The sequence below is a fragment of the Methylomonas rivi genome (genome assembly GCF_024505165.1).
GTDB lineage: Bacteria > Pseudomonadota > Gammaproteobacteria > Methylococcales > Methylomonadaceae > Methylomonas > Methylomonas rivi.
On sequence record NZ_JANIBK010000226.1, the window covers coordinates 1 to 4,088 of the forward strand.

General features: G+C 50.2%; 4 protein-coding genes and 1 pseudogene. 2 read left to right on the forward strand and 3 right to left on the reverse strand.

All coding sequences use genetic code 11. The features are described from left to right. Positions 1–57: 57 nt before the first annotated feature. The 3 genes from NP596_RS20185 to orn form a co-directional block, all read right to left on the reverse strand. Complete coding sequence (locus NP596_RS20185; protein WP_256617191.1) at positions 58–438, reverse strand: group I truncated hemoglobin; 381 nt, start codon at positions 436–438, stop codon at positions 58–60. 158 nt (positions 439–596) lie between these two features. Further along, entirely contained in the window at positions 597–1,868 is a 1,272-nt protein-coding gene (serS, locus tag NP596_RS20190; protein WP_256617192.1) for a serine--tRNA ligase, read from the reverse strand. 88 nt (positions 1,869–1,956) lie between these two features. After that, positions 1,957–2,502 (reverse strand): oligoribonuclease, encoded by a 546-nt coding sequence (gene orn, locus NP596_RS20195; protein ID WP_256617193.1) that lies wholly within the window; start codon positions 2,500–2,502, stop codon positions 1,957–1,959. Positions 2,503–2,604: 102 nt separating this feature from the next. Between orn and NP596_RS20200 the strand changes: the two genes are divergently transcribed. Both NP596_RS20200 and NP596_RS20205 read left to right on the forward strand, forming a co-directional pair. Further along, on the forward strand, positions 2,605–3,855 hold the full coding sequence (locus NP596_RS20200) for a M48 family metallopeptidase (RefSeq protein WP_256617194.1): 1,251 nt from the start codon (positions 2,605–2,607) through the stop codon (positions 3,853–3,855). Beyond that, positions 3,855–4,088, forward strand: a pseudogene (locus NP596_RS20205) (ribosome small subunit-dependent GTPase A); the annotation flags it as partial. The gene NP596_RS20200 and the pseudogene NP596_RS20205, both read left to right, overlap by 1 nt.

Below are 4,088 nucleotides of genomic sequence, written 5' to 3' on the forward strand. Positions count from 1 at the left end.
CAAAATTTAAATACCGGGCTGCAAGAGTCATTTTAGTCTCGCAGCCCGGTATTTGATCTACTTGCCTAAAACTTCGCCGCGAACAGACTCAACCAATGCAGCCGCCTCTCCGATCAAATCGGCCGGCACATTCAATTGCTGCAACGTTGCACCTAAATGCTCCATTACAATATCAAAATGCGAGTCGTTCAAACCCATGTCAACCAGCCTGGCATGTCCATCTCGCAATGAACGCCCAGTGTATTCATTCGGCCCTCCAAACGCTACCGTCATAAAGGCTTTTAAATGGGCAACCTGCTTTGACATATCCGTTTTATCGAAAAATCGATTGATACGATAATCGCTTAAAACTTTATCGTAAAAAATATCCACGGCCGCATTAACTGCTGCTTCACCACCTAAGCGTTCATAAAGTGACGCGGTTTGATTTTCGCTCATAACACCCCTCTAATATAGTTTGCTTTGCTTTTTTAATTATCTATTGACTTCGCCCCATCCGAAATTTGCATTCGCAGCCAAGGTTGAAATCGTGGGGAATGATACTACCGATTAGTTTTGATCCAAAACCATTCCGACTATCCATTTTTATTAGCCGCTCAACCAATACGATCCAAGCCCCCCATATATCCGCGCAACACTTCGGGTACAGTGATTGTCCCATCTTGGTTTTGATAATTTTCCATGACGGCGATCAGCGTCCTGCCGGCCGCCAAGCCGGAGCCATTTAGGGTGTGCACCAACTCCGGCTTACCCGTCTCGGGATTGCGCCAACGCGCCTGCAGGCGTCGAGCCTGAAAATCCTTGAAATTACTGCAGGATGAAATCTCGCGATACTTTTGCTGGCCGGGCAGCCAGACTTCCAAGTCATAGGTTTTTGACGATGAAAACCCGGTATCGCCCGCACATAGCAAGACCTTGCGGTACGGCAGATTCAGCTTCCGCAAAATGGTTTCGGCGTGCGCGGTCAACTCTTCGTGAGCCAGCGCCGATTGTTCCGGCGTGACGATTTGCACCAATTCGACTTTTTCGAATTGATGCTGACGTATCATACCGCGCACATCGCTTCCATAGGCCCCCGCCTCGCTGCGGAAACACGGCGAATGACAAACATATCTCAGCGGCATCCGCTTGGCATCAACAATCACGTCGCGCACTATATTGGTAACCGGCACTTCGGCGGTCGGAATCAGGTAAAAAGTCGGATCGTTCTTGACGGTGAACAGATCGGCCTCGAACTTGGGCAACTGGCCGGTACCACGCAAACTATCGGCATTTGCCAGGAAGGGTACATAGGTTTCCTGATAACCATGCTCATTGACGTGCGTATCCAACATTAATTGAATGATAGCGCGCTGCAAAGTGGCGAGCCTACCCGCCAAGACCACAAAACGCGCGCTGGCGATTTTAGCACCCAACTCAAAATCCATGCCTAGAGGCTCGCCTAAATCTACATGATCTTTTGGCGCAAAATCAAACTGCGGCAGTTCGCCCCAGCGGCTAATTTCTACATTATCCGCATCGCTTTTTCCAGCCGGCACCGCCTCATCCAGAATATTGGGCAAGCCTTCCATGATGACGTTCAACTGCGCTTGAATCTCGCCCAACTCGGTTTCCGCGGCCTTAAGTTGATCGCCCAAATCCGCCACCCGATCTAACAGTGGCTCAATGTCTTCACCCTTGGCTTTAGCCTGACCGATCGCTTTTGAGCGGGTATTACGCTCGTTTTGCAATTCCTGGGTTTTAACCTGAATGTCTTTACGGCGATTTTCCAAGGCCAGATAACTGTCGGCGGCAAATTCCACGCCGCGCCTTTTGAGTTGTTGCTGAACAAATTCCAGTTCGCTTCGGAATAAACGAGGATCTAACATATGAATGCATTACCTGATTTTTGAAAATATAGATTTGGGTCGACGGCCGCCCGGCGCATCAACAATGGGTTCGGCAAGATGCGAAAGTTTAAAGCTTGAAAAAATGCTCTCGGTAATATTTCAACTCTTCTATGGACTCAAGAATATCGTCCAGCGCTTTGTGAGAGGCTTTTTTACTAAAACCGTCTTTCAATTGCGGAGCCCAGCGCCCGGCCAATTCTTTTACCGTTGAAACATCCAGGTTCCGGTAATGAAAATAGGCTTCCAATTTAGGCATATAGCGATACAAAAACCGCCTATCCTGGCAAATGCTGTTTCCGCAAATAGGCGACGCCTTGGCCGGCAGCCAATTTGCCAAAAATTCCAGCGTTGATCTTTCCGCGTCCGCCGCGGTAATGATCGACTCCTTGACGCGCTGAATCAAACCGGACTGGCCATGGTGCTGCTGATTCCAGTCATCCATCGCCGCCAATACGGCATCGGATTGATGAACAGCCAGAACCGGGCCTTCCGCCAGCAAATTCAGATTTTTATCGGTGACGACTGTGGCAATTTCGATGATCAAATCGGTATCCGGATCGAGCCCGGTCATTTCCAGATCGATCCAGATGAGGTTGTCAGCATCCTGAGCCATTTTTATTTCCGTTGCGACTTGTAGATTAATAATGTTGCGGCAAATTGTAGCATTAGCTACCCTGTACCGCTAATTGTTAACCCTCTCCACTAATCCGTATCGATGAACACCTTTACAGTCATTTTTTTATTTGCCTTGATTCTTTCCTACAGCGTCCAGTTTTGGTTATCGGCACGGCAAAAATCCCATGTTGCCAAGCATCGCGATGAAGTACCGGCGGCATTCCGCAATAGAGTGGCATTATCCGCGCATCAAAAAGCCGCCGATTACACTATCGAAAAAAGCAAATTGGGCGATATCGACGGCGGTGTCGGCATGCTGTTCTTACTGTTGTTGACCGTGGGCGGCGGCATTAGTTTGGTATTCGATTTTTGGTCGACTTTCGATCTATCCCCAATGTGGGCGGATTTGATCTCCGTGGCCAGCATTTTCATCTTGATGACGCTGATTGAAATCCCGTTCAGTCTGTATCAAACCTTTGTCATCGAAGACAAATACGGCTTCAACAAAAACACCTTACCTCAGTTCGCCAAGGATCAGCTCATCTCGATAGGCCTGACCCTGGGCATCGGCCTGCCGATTCTGGCTCTGATTTTATGGGTCATGGCCAGCATCGGTAGCCTGTGGTGGCTCTATGCCTGGGCCATCATCCTGTCTTTTTCGCTACTGATGAGTTGGCTGTTCCCGACATTGATTGCGCCGCTGTTCAATAAATTCACCCCCATGCAGGACGGCAGCCTGAAAGACCGCATCAAAAGCCTGCTGGAACGCTGCGGATTTAACAGCCAGGGCATTTTCATCATGGACGGCTCGCGCCGTTCCGGCCATGGCAACGCTTACTTTACCGGCTTGGGCAATAACAAACGCATCGTATTCTTCGACACGCTGGTCAACTCGCTGGACGAAGAAGAACTGGAAGCCGTTTTGGCGCATGAATTGGGCCACTTTAAATGCAAACATGTGATCAAAATGCTGATCGCCTCTTCGGTGATGACCCTGATCAGCTTTGCGGTATTAGGCTGGCTGATCACCCAGGATTGGTTTTTCGACGGCCTTGGCGTAGACACGCACTCCAATGCCGCCGCTTTATTGCTGTTCATGCTGGTATCGCCGGTCTTTACTACCTTCATGCAACCCATTAGCGCTTATTTTCAACGCAAATTCGAATTCGAAGCCGACGAATTCGCTACCCGCCACGCGCAAGGCAGCAAAATGATCAGCGGTTTGGTCAAACTTTATGAAGAAAATGCCAGCACCTTGACACCCGACCCGATTTACTCGGCCTTCCATTACAGCCACCCGCCCGCGGCGATCCGGATTGCCCATATTGAAGAAACAATGCAGTCCGCTTAATGAGCGGCCTGATCGAGGGTTTGGTGATTTCCCATCTCGGCAAAGGTATTGCAGTGGAAGTGGGCGAACAAATCCTCCTCTGCCAAACCCTGCGCAAGCTGGATACGGTAGTGGTGGGCGACCGGGTTTTGCTGTCGCAATCAGCGCCAGACCAGGGCCGCATAGAACAGCTGCTGCCTCGGCGCTCGGTGCTGCAACGCCCCAGCCGCGGCGACCGGATCCGACCGGTCGCC

Bases quoted from the DNA above. Each gene is read 5' to 3' on its own strand.
- serS (WP_256617192.1), bottom strand. From the start codon at position 1,868: ATGTTAGATCCTCGTTTATTCCGAAGCGAACTGGAATTTGTTCAGCAA.
- NP596_RS20200 (WP_256617194.1), top strand. From the start codon at position 2,605: ATGAACACCTTTACAGTCATTTTTTTATTTGCCTTGATTCTTTCCTAC.
- orn (WP_256617193.1), bottom strand. From the start codon at position 2,502: ATGGCTCAGGATGCTGACAACCTCATCTGGATCGATCTGGAAATGACC.
- NP596_RS20185 (WP_256617191.1), bottom strand. From the start codon at position 438: ATGAGCGAAAATCAAACCGCGTCACTTTATGAACGCTTAGGTGGTGAA.